Raw genomic sequence first — 13,835 nt, 5'->3', positions numbered from 1 at the left:
CGTCGAGATTTGCGGACGCGAAATTGCCAAAACAAACAATGGTGGCAAAGATATACCCCTGCGGACATCCGCCTAGTCCGTGATTATGTTCGGGGAGAAGTTTGAAGCGGGAATGAAAGCTAGTTCTCCTTGCCAGTTTATGGCTTAGATGCGCACTAACGGACGCCCCATTCTGAAATAGCTTGAGCCGGGGTGTTAAATCCCCTCGCGAAAATTTTTTGTTTCGATCAGCGTTGTGGCGATGGTGCAATCACTCCTAAATCGCAGGGGAAGCCACTCGCTCGAGAGCCACATTCAGGCGCCAATTGAAGTCAAGGAGACGCGCGCGACTAAACGCGTTCCTTGATTCTATTGCCCCTGCGCTGCAACCACTAGACTGCCTCGAAGCGGCCCGTGTATTTTGAAAGAGGATGTATAAAAGCTCGTCGCCTTTGCAGCCCCCAAAAAAATTATCCCCCTCCAACTAGGCTGAGATGCTTCCAGAGGGACTTGTGGAACGACATCCGTTCGGAATCGTTGAGCGTAGTATTTCCACGGAAAATCCAACGGTGCCTGATACGACGCCTACCTTTGCTGTCAGTTGCAAGAAAATCATTTCCCACAACTCCAATACGATAAAGATCCGAGAGAATTTTTCCAACATCGTGCTTGGCGATCAACTCATTGATTGACCTGTCATCCCTATGCCTTGAATAAATTCTATCCTCGAGGTCACGCTTGAAAAAATGCGTACGAAAACCCAGGAATAGCTTCTGAAGGGCTGCTATATCATCGGTGGAATAGACCGCCAGAAGCTCCTCGGTCACCTCTAACCAAGTTTGCTTAGAGTATTCCGTCGCTGTTCTATCAAAGTGTTCAGTGGTAAATGATTGATCAGTGTCGCGAAAATCTCTTGCTACCCTAAGAAGTCTTACGATATCTCTTGGTCTATAATACGAAGAGTTAAGTATAAATTTATAAAAAATCTGATTGTTTATTTTACTAGGAAATACGGCCTTCCAGACATCTTCTTCATCTAACTTTGCTGATACAGAGATTTTTTTTCTAATCATGTTCATTAATGGGTTATCAATCGCATCTTTGCTTTCTGACCAATCTAATTTTAAGCCATAATCGTCGATATCCCGCCCTATCTCGTGGCCGAGCTCTAGGACGGAATGCAAAACCTCTGATCTAAGTGTGGACAATAAATATATTTGACGTCTCTTTTCCGCAGAATCTGAATTTATGCTCGAAATTGCAAATATCAGATCACGGATAATTCGTCTGTCACGATCGAACTGATCAGGCGTTTCGTGAAATAGCTCAAGCTCATCAAAGAAAATGTAAACAGGTTGTAAAATTTCGATCTGGCTTAGTAATGCAGAACAAGTGCGGTTAAGGTCCGCTAAGGACGCTCGCGCACCATTTCCTTCAGCTTGGACATCAAGGCCAACTTCGGCTCCTATGCCGAATACCTCGCCTGACAGCTTTACGTTGCCTCCCTTTATTGATGAAAACAAAGACGCAATTGATGAAAAAACGGCTCCCTTGCCTACGCCTGTTACAGTGTAGAGATGCTTCGCGGCTTTTGAGTTGTTTTCAGTATTCTTCAAAAGCATAGCAATGCGTTGATATATCAACCATTTCCAAGCCTCTTTGAAATCTTGAACAATTAGGCTCTGGCTTTCACTGGCAATAATTTGATATCCAGCACCGCGAGATAAATTCTGACGGTCCTCTTCAGAAATATGAGATTTGAATAGAACAATTTCGGAAGGCCATGTGTTTTTCTTAGCGCGGTCGTGCAGATATCGAAGCAATGCCGTTTTCCCCGTGCCTTTCAGACCGAAGATAAAGTATTTGGCTCCGCGAAAAAAATCCATCACGTCTACATGTCGAGGAATCGAGTAAGATTCGAAGAAAAGCCCCTCATCAAATCTCATCTGCTTTAAAATTTCATTTTTGGCATCTACATCACCAAAATTAATATCCTTTAGTCTCAAGCTGTAGCCCCCCAATCCCGGAATTAAATATCGCGTCTAAAACATGTTCAACTGAACAATGTGCAACATCTTTTCTGTCGTGCGGGATATCCCACAGTCCTCACGTTCGACGCTCACATTCTGCCAGCAAAGCAGCATCCGGTTGTAATTAAATAAGTGAGATTACTATTGGATGAATATCTGGATGGCCGAAGTGTCGCTCAATCCCGATTTATCCCGTAGTCGGCGGCACTCGAGTGGTGGCCACCGAAAAGAATAGCTCCTTATTAACTTTTTTCCTGGAAAATTTGCGGCAGCCGGCTTCCAACCGTCTTCAAAGCAAAAGTCGATATTACGCTCGTGGCCGCAAGCAGTCGTCGCCAGGGAAGCTCAATGTGCGCTCATTTTGTACCGGTACAAACGCGGACGCTTTTGCTTTTCCAGCACTTTCCATCACGCTTCATTTCCCCCAGTCGCGTGTGAGCGTGCATTGATCCCGGCGTGTCATTCCACCAGCCGTCGGCGACGTTGTCGTCGATCTCGATGATGGCAAAGTAGCCGTTTGCCTCCATTACGAAGCTGCCAGTCTCGCTGCTGTACGGCCCCCAGTAACAGGCACCATCTATCGCTTTGATCCCACCGACCTCCAGAACGCAGCCTTTCCCGTTCGGAGGTGTTTGCGTCGCCGCAGGATGGTTGCTCGCCTTTTCCGTCTTTGGAGCCGCTTTGTTGAAGCACATTTGAAACTGTGAGAAGGGCGTTGCAGCGCTGGCGAGGCTGATGGTTATCGTCTTACCGTCGAGATCGGCAATCGTCAGTTCCCTGCCGTTTTTACCTTCATCAAGAATTTCCGGCGAAAGCTCGTAGAAGCTGTGCCAGCCGAAATAATTATCGAGATGGCCGTTGGACATGTGAGGTGCCTTATCATCGATTTTCCAAGATGCGCTGACAGAACGGTGAAAGTTTCCGTTGTCCACGAACGCCACGAAATCCTTGCCCGGTGCACCCATGAAGCCAACCGTTACGTCGCCCTGCTTCGCTTCCACAAAACACGTATCGCCCCAATCCTCCTCGCGTTGTTCAAAGGTCCACGGTGATGTTGAGGCGGCGTTGGCTGCGGCTGACTTCGGTGGCGGGTTTTGAAGCATTACACTGCGGTTTGCAGGCGCTTGCGCGGCTGTTCCGGCACCTTCGCCTGACGGTTGGGCAAATGGCGACGTGGACGAAGCCTGAGGGGCCTTGAACAATGATGGGCCAAGCCCGGTTAAAGTGGATATGCAAGTATCGAAGCCAGTCCCCAGCGCTATTGCCTCTGTATAGCTCATCACCGGCACGAGCCATGGCGGCTCATTTCCTTGGAAGGTGACTGCTAATGGCGCTGGCTTGTTTGTCGAGATTGCGGTGCCCAGAATGGTCGTAACCTTGAAGCCACCGCCATCTTCAGCAAAGTCCTCAGGGATTTCCCCGTAGAGTTCATCGCCGTTGACCACCTTCGAAACGAACTGAATGTTACCCGCCCATTCGGTTCCGATGCTCACATTGGTTGTCTGGCCGGCCGGAAGGCTCCAATTTTGCTTGGTGACGCGCAGTCTAGGAACGATTTTGTCGATGCCGATGAGTGTGTATTCGATGGCGACCGACTTTCCCGACCATGCCGTGCTGCGGAAACCGCAAAATGCTTCATCACCGAAAGGGTCTGGTGTCTTCAACACGACCTGCCAGCTGTTGCCCTTGTGGTAGGAGTGTTCTCCGGAGATGGCAGGTGTTGAGATTGAACCCGCAACAGCAGCGCTGAGGCTAAGCACGGCAAGAAGTATTCTAGCATTCTTGGTCATGATGGTCTTTCCACGGGGTAGGCGGCGGTTCGGCGTTCTTCAGAAAACTGGTCGCTGCCGATGACCCCTGCTTTCATCGTTTGAAATTCTTCCTCGGTGATCGCGCCTGAAGACCGCAGCGCCGCAAGCTTTTCGATGCGTTGAATCTGCTGGTCTGAGCCAGAAGGGGGTAAAAGTGGGGCAGGGCGCTGCTCGCTGCTCTCGGGAAAGTCAGTCGCGGCATGCTTTGATGGGGTGCTGCCGATCGCGATGAATGCAACGATCCCGATCAGCGGGATAAGGCAGGACAGCACAAGCCAGCCGCTTTTCCCAAGGTCGTGCAGGCGCCTGACGATGACAGCAAGCGACGGGACATAATGGCTCATGATGATCAATGCGGAAACGACAGGCTGCGGCTCGCGTGGCCCGGCAATGGCCACGTCGATGATCAGCCCGCCGATGGCTAAGCCCAGCAACACAAGGTGGTAGTACCAAAATTCCTTTCGTGTGGATCGGCCTGAAAACGTGGCGTAGCGGCGCATGGCGTCGAGGTAGGCGCTCATGAATACTCCCCAGTGTATGGCTGTTGTCGTGATTTAGGCCGTAACGCTTTCACGCCGCTGGCTGGCTTTTCTTTCGCTTGGCCGAGCGCCACGTGAAGAATCCCATGACAGCAAGCACGAGAGCAATCACTCCCCAAACCGACATATCGCCGAAGGTACCTTGCGAAGACGCGATAAAGGCCATCAGCGCTGACACGAAGAAGATGATGGCACCCACCAGCGGCAGGCCGAAGGAGAACGCGCCACCGATCACCAGCAGCACGCCTGTCAGCATACCGACTGCCCCGGCGCTGCCGGTTGCTTGATCGTTCAGCAGACCGCTTCCCGCCGTGACCGCGCAGGATTGCAGCAGCACCAATAAGCCGAGAAAGAGTCCGATAATTCCAACTGCGATTTTCATAGTACCCCCAATTTGATGCCCAGTAGGCAACCGTAAGTCGTTAACAGGAAATATGTCGTATATATTCGATGGATTAATGCCCGGCAAGATGGTCGCCATGCCGGCATGGAACATCGTGAACGCATTGGTTGGAATCTCAGGAAGGTCAGGACCGCTAAGCGCGTTACGCAAGAGAATCTTGCTGTTGACGCTGGGGTGGACCGAACCACCATCAGCGGTATCGAAAGAGGCGATTTTAATGCCTCGGTCGATTTGCTCGCACGGCTTTCCGACGCGCTCGCCATCGATATTTCGCTGTTCTTCGAAATTCCTGCTGAGGCCACACCGCCCGAGCCGTTGAAGGCGGGTCGCAAGCGGGGACGCTGATCGCCAGCATCCGAGCCGAAAACGGTGCGTGCCGATGAAAAGATTGCTCACACGCCTCAATACTCATCTGCCCGCATCACAGTAAGCACCCGGCAGGTCACGTCATCATCCGTTGGATCGGATGAACCGAATTGCAGGTCGAGGTCGTAGTAGTCGATCTTCCAGAAGAACACCGCGTCTTCTACCGTGACCGCGCCAAAATCATGCTCGCCGTACGGGTCGTTATCCGTCGAGAAATCATCGAAAGCTTTCACCCCCGAAATGACCGCTCGCTGATGATCGTCAGTGAGGTTTGTGATCCCCGGCGTCAGCAGCACCCGCCCGCCGGAGAGGCTTTTTCGAAAGGCATCGTTTTTGTCGCGGATGGATGCGGCCCGTCCGGCCGCATCCTCGCTGATGTTCTGTTGCAGAGCGCAGCTCATAGCGATCACTTCTCGACATAGGCAGGGTGAATAAGGGCGACCTGATCGACACGACGGCTAAAGGGCAGCATGTCGAGATAATCACGCCATTTGAGGCGAACCCCTGTATCGCCCTCGATCTTGATGACTGTGGCCTCAAACCAGCCTTCTAGCGGACCTTCGGTCGCCAGTACGAGGCTGCCCACGGTCAACTGGTCCCAGCTCTCCGGCATGTTCTTCGGCGGAACAGGGTATTCGGCCTCGGCAGCGGGCTTTTCGGGCACTACGCGCGGCTTCTCCAGCCGTTCGCGCGCTTCGTTGGACAGGTGCGCGGCAATCGCCTGATAGAGGTCTTGCTTCACGAACGGCACGAAAGCCTTGCCGCTGTCGAACAGCTTGCCCTGCGGCAACCGGCCCAGGAAAGCCCTGAGTTCGTCGCCCTCCACTTTGAGCGCTGCCATGCTCATCAGTTCAGCAGCCTTTTCGGCAGCGCGTGTATCGGTCGCAGGAAAGAACGAAGCGTGTGGCCTGCCATTGTCGTCGCGGCCAAGGATGATGACAGGGCACGGCAGGGTAATGCTGGGGGTAGGGGTGGTCGCAGGTGTGGCGATTGAAAGGTTCATGGTTGCAGCTCTCCAAAACAACAAGAGGGGCCAAATGGCCCCTCACACCGGCACAGCACCGGCTGTGTAATGGTATATCATTACAACTAAAGATTGTCAAATTTTCCGAATGATGCGCTTTTTGAGAGTGGCAACCTAAAATTTACAACAGCTGATATACGAGTCCTTTCAGCGGAATTCATTTTCTAACTATTGCCGCGTTCAGAGCGAGAAGTAAGGCTCCACCATTGGCCCGATTGCAGCAACGTCCCTTACTCGGGATCTTTACAAATCCCTTTGGCAAAAACATCGGGGGCTTGGAGCTGAACAAGCAGGATCTATCGCTCTTCAGGCGCGGTCAAATGTCGTCAGTGTCCCTGCAAACAATCACATCACCACCAGTCGTTCACAAGAATTGGCTCGGAGCTAGTTTAAGCATCTCTATATCTGGCTCAGAAGATGCTGTTCTCAAGGGTGCTAGGCATTTCGAAGCTCTGGCCTTTGCGGAAGAGGTTAGAAAGACTTGGGTTGCGATCAATCTTGATCTACTCAAGGCGGAAGAAGCGCGCATTGCCCGAATTCATGACGCCATTGTCGGCTTGTCCCAGCCAACTTATTATCCCGCTGCATGCATTCTCTCTCCCCTTCTGGATGAAGCAAAGGCGCTTGATGCGAACATTTTGTCGAAGCTCCAGCCCGAGGCAATAGGCCCGGTAGCGGCTGCTCGGGTCGAGCTTGTAAGACGGTTTGCCGCAAACCCCGCGGCGTTACGGAAGGCCGCAGCCGAAACCTTTGTCGCGTCCAGTCTTGAGCACTGGAAAGAATTTTTCGACTCTATCGAGAGCAAACCGTTGACGCCTGAGCAGCGCCTGTCTGTTATCGTTGATGAAGATGCGACTTTGGTCCTTGCAGGGGCCGGCTCCGGCAAAACCAGCGTCATCACCGCCAAGGCGGCATATCTCGTGAAAGCAGATATACGACGGTCGGACGAAATCCTGCTCCTGGCATTTGCCAAGGATGCGGCGGCGGAAATGTCGAAACGCGTAAGCGAGAGGTCCGGCGTGCCAATCAAGGCACAGACGTTTCACGCTCTTGCGTATGGAATTATCGGCAAGGTGGAGGGATCAAAACCCGCCCTAGCCCCTCAAGCCAGCGACGATTTACTTTTCGTCAATGTCATCAAGCAGATCCTCATGGAACTGTTTTTCAAGCTGACAGAGGTCGCAAAGGCCGTCATTCAATGGTTCTCCCATTTCTTGGTCGAGCCCAAGACGGAATGGGATTTCAAGACGAAGCATGACTTCTACAAGCACATCGAGCAGCAGGACCTTCGAACACTCCAAGGCGAAACTGTCAAAAGTTATGAGGAATTGCAGATCGCCAATTGGCTCTACGAAAATGGGGTAGAGTACGAATATGAGCCCAATTACGAGCACAAGGTTCCCACTGGAGGTCGCCGAGATTATTGTCCGGATTTTCGATTGACGGAAAGCGGCGTTTACATCGAGCATTTCGGTGTTAGACGCCAGAGAATGCCTGATGGCAACGACCGGCTTTTCACCGCTCCCTTTATCGATTGCGACGAATATCTCCGTGGAATGATGTGGAAACGGCAGGTCCATGCCGAAAATCAAACGACGCTCATAGAAACCTACAGTTATGAACGGCAGGAAGGCACGCTGTTAACCGGGCTTGCAGCAAAGCTATTGCCGCACGTAACCCTGCAACCCAGACCACCTGAAACGATATTTGATCGCGTCGTCCAGTTGAGGCAAGTCGATAGCTTTTCCCAGCTTCTCACCACCTTTCTGCGAAAGTTCAAGGGCGGAGGGTATAGTGTAACGGATTGCGAAGCCAAGTCCGTTCGGATGAAGTTTGCCCCTCGAGCAAAAGCTTTTCTTGCGGTCTTTGAACCGGTTTTTCAGGAGTACCAGAGGCGACTTGATGGGCGTATCGACTTCGAGGACATGGTCCTGCGCGCGGCACGCTATGTTGAGACAGGCCGATACGTCAGTCCTTTTCGTCATATCCTCGTAGATGAATTTCAGGATATCTCACAAGGTCGCGCAAGATTGGTGACGGCTTTGAAAGCTCAGCATCCAGACGCGCGTATTTTCGCGGTCGGTGACGACTGGCAATCGATCTTCCGCTTCGCGGGCTCTGATATTCATCTCATGCGGCATTTCGGCCATGAGTTCGGCGGAGAATTCGACGGTGAGACTGGCGTGCATAGGACCGTTGATCTTGGTCGCACCTTTCGCTCCGTTGACCAGATCGCGTTGGCGGCAAAAACGTTTGTATTGAAGAATCCTGCGCAGATATCAAAAAACATCATACCGGCGGGTAAGGCGACAGAACCTGCCATTAGGATCGTGATGACGCAGAAGAACGGAGAGGACAAAGCGCTTAGCGACTTGCTTTCCGACATATCTGGAAAGGCTTCCTTTGAAGCTCAGACCAGTGTCTTGCTGCTGGGTCGATATCGTTCGATCAAGCCAGATATCGCCACCCTGCAACGTCAGTTTCCAAAGCTGGGCATCAGCTTTAAAACGATACACGCGTCGAAAGGTCTTGAGGCTGACCATGTAATTCTGTTGAAAGCAGATAGGGGTCGAATGGGTTTCCCATCGGAAATGGTCGATGATCCTCTGCTCAGCTTGGTTTCCCCCGAGCAGGAGCCATTCGAGTATGCGGAGGAGCGACGGGTAATGTACGTCGCAATGACGCGCGCCCGCCACACGTTGACGATCCTTGCATCCGAGGCAAAACCATCCTCATTCGTCATGGAGCTTATGCAAGAGTCGGCATATGCCTCCACCGTAGTTTCGGGCGAAGAAGCCGTTGTGTATGACTGCCGAGAGTGTGGGGGCCGTTTAATATCGTCTCAGAGTCAGGCTGGCCGCACTTTCTATAGCTGCGAGCATACCATTCATTGTGAAAACCGGCTTCCTGCCTGCTCCGCTTGCGGCAGCGCGATCCCCGAAAGGAGTAATGGATCAGCTGTAGCGCATTGCCGTTGCGGCCAAGTCTACCCCGCATGCCATGAATGCCAAAGCGGATGGATGGTTGAGCGGAGTGGCAAATATGGAAAATTTCTCAGTTGCGTTCGCTACCCCGCATGTGATGGAAAAGCGCGACTGACGTCTGCAGCAGAACCGGGTGAGAGGGGAGCCCAACCGTCTAGAACCCGCCGCCCACGCCGATAGCCCGACCATTTCCATTGCCTCAAGGCGATGGCAAAGCCTACAGGTTGAGCAAGAGCCGTTTTCGCTTTGCGTGTTCATCCACAAGCGCTTGCCGTGCAGCCTTTAGTGAATGCTTGCGTATAGCTTTCCCTGCACCACCAGCGACGGTGATCGATTTAATGGACTTGTCCGACAATGCTGACAGTACCGCCAAAAGCTTCCCTGTCCTGATTTCACGCTTGTTCTGCTTGATGCCGCTTATAGTAGTTTGCCTAGATCGTGCAGGGGCCTGCGAGTCTTCGGCTACGGGGCTAGCGTTGTAAGTCCGATACTCGCTTCGAGGGCTCTTGAACATATAGGCAACCTCGGCCTCAATCTCTGCATGCTGCGCTTTCCGGTAGTGAAAAGCCGACCCATCTGGGCGAAACGCAACCTCGATTTGGTTCACCGTGTCTTTCAGCTTTTTCATCGCGGGCGCGCCATTGTTCCAGACGATCACATGGGCATGCCACGATATCCAATCCTCGCGGGGCGCGACAAACGCCGCCTCGGGATAATAGGCGGGTTCGATCACCCCCACGTAGTCGCATCCCTTTAAAAGTGACGCGATCCACTTGCGATGAGCGACCAGATCATATCCATTTTGCTCCCTTACCTTCACCGCATGCAGTTCGGAGATCAGCGTTACGAAGAAAACGGAGTGCGTTCCGTTTTCCGCAAAATGAATTTTCAGGTCGCGTTCAAGGCATGTTGCAACTTGAATTCTCGAAAACAGGTTTGCAGCATTCAGGTCTCGTGAAGCCCGCAATTCCAAGGCCTTGCATACATCATTGCTGATATCTGGTTTCCGAGACACCAGATATCGCTTTATCCTTCCGTCCAGATCGAGTTGTGAGACCTCTAGGGCCTTCAGGCTCCGTATCGGCGCTCGGCCGTATTTCCCTTCTATGCGATACATCATTCACCTCTGACAGCAGGCAAACCTCAACCGTTCAGGTGATTGGGGGTTCACCTGCTGTGTAATTTGAATTTCGGGTTATCATTTATGTTCGGGGGGTGGGGGTGTACTACACACACACATTGCCCACCCCATCCGGTACTCGCGATCACTTACCTGCGGGTTTTGCAGTTACAGGTTTCACGAGTTCAAGCTTCGTGAGAGATTTTTTGCTGAGCGATTTAATTTGCAGTGACATCCTGCGCGACCCAACGCCGCTGATCTTGAATTTGCCCTTCAACTCGTAGTCTCCAATGTTTTCCATTAGAAGCCGCGAGGCGTCCGACGGAAGCAGTTTGATGGAGCGAGCCTCTGCAGCACGACGCTTCGCGCGACTTTCTGACGCCTTCAACCGCTTCGCGTCCTGCACATTTTTGACGTGGGCTTCGATTTCAGCTTTTTTCGTGCCTTTCTCCCATGCAGCACTGAGGAGATCCTGGAGTTTTCTAACCCGGTTGCCATTTGCCTTATCTTTGAAACCGACGGCAAACCTGATGGCAAAATGCAACGCCTTTTTACGGGATTCCGCCCTCGGTTGAGGCTTCGACGAAGCTGCCACCCAATCGACATGTTCACAAAATGTCTGCCAGTCATCTACGTCATCACGCAAATACAGCGCGATCCAATACAGCTTCACTGCGATGTCAAACGTCGCTGCCTCATCGAGACTGGCAAGCCCGGTTATCTTTGTGCGGAGTTTGAGAAGCTTTTCGACGGGTGTCTTTTTCGTTACCTTTGTGGCAGTCTTAGACATCGAAGTTCTCCTGACCCTCGAACCGGCGGATTAGATCTTCTATGTCCTGCGATTTCCATGCGGTTGAACGCGGTCCGCCCAATTTAACCGGTTGCGGAAATTCACCCGTGCGCACCTTGTTCCACCAGCTAGATTTGCTAATTGGGATGGGCCCGCCCGGGGCTAAAATCTCGTTGAGGCGATAGAAGCGGCGGGATTTTAAAAACTCGTTCATTTTAATAACCTCCATTTCAATGTTATGGCGGCCAAATAAGTGAACTTGAATTTCGAGGGTGTCGTCCCACAACTGTGAAATTATTTATGTCCCGAAGTTTTTTTATGGTTGGCAAGCCACCGCTGACCTTTCCTTCTGAGCGTCTTCTCTACGGGACCATCTTCCGCTTTCTCAGCGTAAAAATCGCGTGCGGCCGCCATGACCTCTCTGAGTTCAGGCTGGACGTTAACATCGGAAAAGACTTTATCCAAAGCGGCGTCGAGTTCCGATTGCGAGTAGGTTTCTGTCCGTCCCCTTGGTTTTTTACTAGCATATTGCTGCGAATAAGGAAAATGGCGATCAATTTCAAGTTGATCAAATGATACGTCATAACATCTGTACGTTCTGTACGTTATGTCTCGCCAATATTTGCTTTCTTTTATCGATTTATGGCTGTTAATTAATGTAGATGAGAAAAATATACTAGAAATTTTTTCGTTTATTCTAAAATTTATCGCCTGTTCTCCCGGGCGGAGAGTAATATTCGAATTTTCTAGGTCCGTGTCACGCTCCATGTCTAAGAAACTGAAGATGGATTCTATTCCATCATGTACCGCGTGCACGCTATGTTTTTTTTCGCGTAAATGAAAAGCGAGGGTATAGGCGAGAGTTTCCCGTTGCCTGTAATGCTCATCTTTATGAATAATTGGTGGTCTACTCTTGTTGAACTCGTAGCATTCAGAGGAAATCAATCTTTCTGAGCGTCGAGCAAAAATCGTCAGTTCCCGAGTTTCGATTTTCTCGAACAGACTACTCAACCCATTTTTTTTATAGACTTCTTTTGCGCGTTGTAGAGCAATTCGCAGAGGCACTAATGATTTCGTTTCTGTACCCACCGCTAAAGGTTGAACGAGGTCATCAACTCGTGGATATAAGTGGTCTAATTTATTCAACGTGCTTTCCATGATTGAGGCTTTGCGCCCGAAGACGGGAGACATCCTTTGTATCTAACTGCATTCGTAAGTTGTTTCATCCTTTTGGGAGTTGCGAGTGTCTAATAATATCATTTATGGACAGCCACATCCACTCCCGTAAGCGGTATAAGTAACGGTATAATGCTTCGCCTATATAAATAGGTGTATGATATTTAAGTGAAAAATAGACGTATTCGATTCCCGCTACCCGCTCCATATTTTCAACAACTTACATCAATGCCGTGTCACTCGTGTCAGAACGTGTCAGGTTCTGTTTTGCTCTCTGGCTTCGGCTATCTTCCTGCTCGTTTCCAAACCATCGCCACGGCTGTAGCGCCTAGTCGTCTTTGTCGTCGTGTGCGTTGCCAAATCTCTTGCGGCTTCCAGCGATCCTGTCGCTTCGACTGTTTCTGAAACAGTACCGGCGTGAGAGTCCATCGACCACACGTTTGATGGAACGCCGGCAGCATTTCTCACCTTCTTAAATTTCTCGGTGTATCGATTATCCCAGTAGGGCTTTCCGTAGTCTTCATCTATCACGAGGCGGCCGGCGTGTGCTCTGCGATGCTTATCGCCGCCGGTACATTCGTCTATTGCACGCTCAGTAACCGCCAAGACTGCATTGAATGCACGTTTAGCCTGTTTTCCGATAAGACTGTTTCGCGCCAAGAGATGGATTGGCGGTAAGCACGAGGCGCGGAAGATCGGCAAAGAATGGAAAGCTCCATCGCCGCCATCCGGAATGACATAGTGCCCCGATCTGAGCAGGAGCGCATGTGGGAGATCATTTCGCATCGGCTTGACCGTTTGGAACGCCCCCAACCTTGACAGTATCCTCGTGCGGGTAGTGCGCCCAGAAAGCGCCAAGTCGATGGTTCGCCCTTCGATCTGCAGCACCTGGCGGCGTGCTTTTAGTTGCCCGGCTGGACGTGTTTCCCCGTCCTGTAAATGACCTGCCCGTTGACGACGGCTCGCTCGTACCCTCTGCCACCGCCTTGATCGATCCATTCTCTGCTGTTTCCGGAAGGATCTCTTTGCGGTCCCCTCTCCGGTCGAACATAATCATGGCGGTCACGGTCACGACGCACATAGTCGCGACGATTGTAATTGCGCCGGTCGTAGTCGCGGTAGTATCGTTCACGCTCATTGGAACGATACTGAACGCTCGACGCGTAGTAACCGCCCGATTGATATCCGCTGTCATCCACGCATCCAGAGAGGATACCGACGGACAACATACCAATTGCTACGCTTAATAGTCTCATGATTTCGACTCCCGATGAGTGACTTAACGTCGACAAAGCGTCGCAGTTCCATGGACAATGACGTTTGCGATCTTAACCAGGGGTGAATGCTCAATTGTGGCTTGCGACGGTCGAGGACATTTCCAGTGCGCACGACGATTATAGGACGAGTTGCCTCGGTAGCGATGGTGGCAATATTTGGTAACGGGGATTCGCCCTAACGGCCAATGCTTCGGCCTCGCGCTTCTGTCGAGCGACGCGAGTTATCATCTGGGCGGCTCCTTGTACGGACAATGCACCCAGCAATGCCAGGATGACTTGTCGGCCTTCGATCGAGAATACCCGAAGCCGCCCCATTCCTTACACCCCGGATGCTCG

Annotated in this window: 13 protein-coding genes; 2 read left to right on the top strand and 11 right to left on the bottom strand. The window is 51.6% G+C overall.

Translation table 11 applies throughout. From position 1 onward, the window contains the following. Positions 1–449: 449 nt before the first annotated feature. The 4 genes from AGR13A_RS09715 to AGR13A_RS09700 form a co-directional block, all read right to left on the bottom strand. Entirely contained in the window at positions 450–1,985 is a 1,536-nt protein-coding gene (locus AGR13A_RS09715) for a P-loop ATPase, Sll1717 family (protein WP_139786045.1), read from the bottom strand. A gap of 380 nt (positions 1,986–2,365) precedes the next feature. Continuing rightward, positions 2,366–3,799: a hypothetical protein gene (locus tag AGR13A_RS09710; protein ID WP_080835019.1), complete on the bottom strand. Its 1,434-nt coding sequence runs from the start codon at positions 3,797–3,799 to the stop codon at positions 2,366–2,368. Beyond that, positions 3,796–4,341 (bottom strand): DUF805 domain-containing protein, encoded by a 546-nt coding sequence (locus tag AGR13A_RS09705; protein WP_080835016.1) that lies wholly within the window; start codon positions 4,339–4,341, stop codon positions 3,796–3,798. Before AGR13A_RS09705 ends, AGR13A_RS09710 begins: the two co-directional genes overlap by 4 nt. A 49-nt stretch (positions 4,342–4,390) precedes the next feature. Then, the gene (locus AGR13A_RS09700) at positions 4,391–4,741 is read right to left on the bottom strand and encodes a hypothetical protein (RefSeq protein ID WP_080835013.1); all 351 of its coding nucleotides are present in this window, start codon (positions 4,739–4,741) and stop codon (positions 4,391–4,393) included. Between the two features lie 105 nt (positions 4,742–4,846). Here AGR13A_RS09700 and AGR13A_RS09695 point away from each other — a divergent pair, with 105 nt between their 5' ends. Beyond that, the gene (locus AGR13A_RS09695) at positions 4,847–5,107 is read left to right on the top strand and encodes a helix-turn-helix domain-containing protein (RefSeq protein ID WP_080835010.1); all 261 of its coding nucleotides are present in this window, start codon (positions 4,847–4,849) and stop codon (positions 5,105–5,107) included. A gap of 56 nt (positions 5,108–5,163) precedes the next feature. Here AGR13A_RS09695 and AGR13A_RS09690 read toward each other — a convergent pair whose 3' ends face one another. Together AGR13A_RS09690 and AGR13A_RS09685 are read right to left on the bottom strand one after the other, a co-directional pair. Further along, complete coding sequence (locus AGR13A_RS09690) at positions 5,164–5,529, bottom strand: DUF3768 domain-containing protein (protein ID WP_080835007.1); 366 nt, start codon at positions 5,527–5,529, stop codon at positions 5,164–5,166. Positions 5,530–5,534: 5 nt separating this feature from the next. Next, positions 5,535–6,131 (bottom strand): hypothetical protein, encoded by a 597-nt coding sequence (locus tag AGR13A_RS09685; protein ID WP_080835005.1) that lies wholly within the window; start codon positions 6,129–6,131, stop codon positions 5,535–5,537. A gap of 341 nt (positions 6,132–6,472) precedes the next feature. On the opposite strand from AGR13A_RS09685, the gene AGR13A_RS09680 reads away from it, so the two are divergent. Further along, positions 6,473–9,316, top strand: a complete 2,844-nt coding sequence (locus tag AGR13A_RS09680; protein ID WP_167377456.1) for a UvrD-helicase domain-containing protein — start codon at positions 6,473–6,475, stop codon at positions 9,314–9,316. 37 nt (positions 9,317–9,353) lie between these two features. On the opposite strand, the gene AGR13A_RS09675 is transcribed toward AGR13A_RS09680, so the two are convergent. From AGR13A_RS09675 to AGR13A_RS09655, 5 genes are all read right to left on the bottom strand, one after another. After that, on the bottom strand, positions 9,354–10,253 hold the full coding sequence (locus AGR13A_RS09675; protein WP_139786044.1) for a hypothetical protein: 900 nt from the start codon (positions 10,251–10,253) through the stop codon (positions 9,354–9,356). A 148-nt stretch (positions 10,254–10,401) separates the two neighbouring features. Next, complete coding sequence (locus AGR13A_RS09670) at positions 10,402–11,046, bottom strand: hypothetical protein (protein WP_080834999.1); 645 nt, start codon at positions 11,044–11,046, stop codon at positions 10,402–10,404. Beyond that, positions 11,039–11,260 (bottom strand): helix-turn-helix transcriptional regulator, encoded by a 222-nt coding sequence (locus tag AGR13A_RS09665; RefSeq protein ID WP_080836726.1) that lies wholly within the window; start codon positions 11,258–11,260, stop codon positions 11,039–11,041. Before AGR13A_RS09665 ends, AGR13A_RS09670 begins: the two co-directional genes overlap by 8 nt. An 80-nt stretch (positions 11,261–11,340) precedes the next feature. Then, positions 11,341–12,192, bottom strand: a complete 852-nt coding sequence (locus AGR13A_RS24600; protein WP_139786043.1) for a hypothetical protein — start codon at positions 12,190–12,192, stop codon at positions 11,341–11,343. 285 nt (positions 12,193–12,477) lie between these two features. Further along, positions 12,478–13,008 (bottom strand): hypothetical protein, encoded by a 531-nt coding sequence (locus AGR13A_RS09655; protein WP_139786042.1) that lies wholly within the window; start codon positions 13,006–13,008, stop codon positions 12,478–12,480. Between the last annotated feature and the right edge of the window lie 827 nt (positions 13,009–13,835).

This window comes from Agrobacterium genomosp. 13 str. CFBP 6927 (genome assembly GCA_900012615.1).
In the GTDB taxonomy this organism is placed as follows: Bacteria; Pseudomonadota; Alphaproteobacteria; order Rhizobiales; family Rhizobiaceae; genus Agrobacterium.
Note: the sequence above shows the minus strand (reverse complement) of the source record. Positions and strands in the feature narration are given on the sequence as shown.

Coding starts and splice junctions, on each gene's coding strand:
- AGR13A_RS09670 (WP_080834999.1), bottom strand. CDS start 11,046: ATGTCTAAGACTGCCACAAAGGTAACGAAAAAGACACCCGTCGAAAAG.
- AGR13A_RS09700 (WP_080835013.1), bottom strand. CDS start 4,741: ATGAAAATCGCAGTTGGAATTATCGGACTCTTTCTCGGCTTATTGGTG.
- AGR13A_RS09680 (WP_167377456.1), top strand. CDS start 6,473: ATGTCGTCAGTGTCCCTGCAAACAATCACATCACCACCAGTCGTTCAC.
- AGR13A_RS09695 (WP_080835010.1), top strand. CDS start 4,847: ATGGAACATCGTGAACGCATTGGTTGGAATCTCAGGAAGGTCAGGACC.
- AGR13A_RS09685 (WP_080835005.1), bottom strand. CDS start 6,131: ATGAACCTTTCAATCGCCACACCTGCGACCACCCCTACCCCCAGCATT.
- AGR13A_RS09655 (WP_139786042.1), bottom strand. CDS start 13,008: ATGCGAAATGATCTCCCACATGCGCTCCTGCTCAGATCGGGGCACTAT.
- AGR13A_RS09665 (WP_080836726.1), bottom strand. CDS start 11,260: ATGAACGAGTTTTTAAAATCCCGCCGCTTCTATCGCCTCAACGAGATT.
- AGR13A_RS09690 (WP_080835007.1), bottom strand. CDS start 5,529: ATGAGCTGCGCTCTGCAACAGAACATCAGCGAGGATGCGGCCGGACGG.
- AGR13A_RS09675 (WP_139786044.1), bottom strand. CDS start 10,253: ATGTATCGCATAGAAGGGAAATACGGCCGAGCGCCGATACGGAGCCTG.
- AGR13A_RS09705 (WP_080835016.1), bottom strand. CDS start 4,341: ATGAGCGCCTACCTCGACGCCATGCGCCGCTACGCCACGTTTTCAGGC.
- AGR13A_RS09710 (WP_080835019.1), bottom strand. CDS start 3,799: ATGACCAAGAATGCTAGAATACTTCTTGCCGTGCTTAGCCTCAGCGCT.